The sequence below is a fragment of the Poseidonibacter sp. genome (genome assembly GCF_041821165.1).
GTDB lineage: Bacteria > Campylobacterota > Campylobacteria > Campylobacterales > Arcobacteraceae > Poseidonibacter.
The window spans coordinates 1-515 of record NZ_JBGUES010000291.1; the positions used below are offsets into that span (position 1 = coordinate 1).

The following is a 515-nucleotide window of genomic DNA, read 5'->3' on the forward strand; positions in this document are numbered from 1 at the left end:
GGGTTGGGATTATATTAATAGTAACGATATTGGTAGTTTGATAAAGAAATGTGAGGGGATTTTTAATAAATCCATACAGGATGAATCGTTTGCAAATTTGGGACCCTTGAATTATACCCCTCAGAAGTAGTATTGTTAAAATTACAGAATTAAAAATAACCAGATATGAACTTAGTTACAGTTTCAGGACCTCCATCATCAGGAAAAACAGCAGTAATTTTAAAGACCATCGATTCGTTACAAAAGCGGGGATTAGAAGTTGGTGTGGTGAAATTTGACTGCCTTTATACCGATGATGATATTTTGTATGAAAAGGCAGGAGTGAAGGTAAAGAAGGGATTGTCCGGTTCACTTTGTCCTGATCATTATTTTGTAAGTAATATTGAAGAGGTAACTCAGTGGGGAATTAAGGAAGGATTAGATTTATTAATCACGGAAAGTGCTGGTTTGTGCAACCGTTGTTCGCCATATGTAAAAAGTATTACCGCTGTTTGTGTTATCGATAATTTGAGTGG

Annotated in this window: 1 protein-coding gene; it reads left to right on the forward strand. The window is 35.5% G+C overall.

What is annotated here, in order from left to right; translation table 11 throughout:
• Positions 1–165: 165 nt before the first annotated feature.
• A partial coding sequence (locus tag ACERKK_RS13225; RefSeq protein WP_373773540.1) for a GTP-binding protein occupies positions 166–515 on the forward strand: 350 nt, incomplete at its 3' end.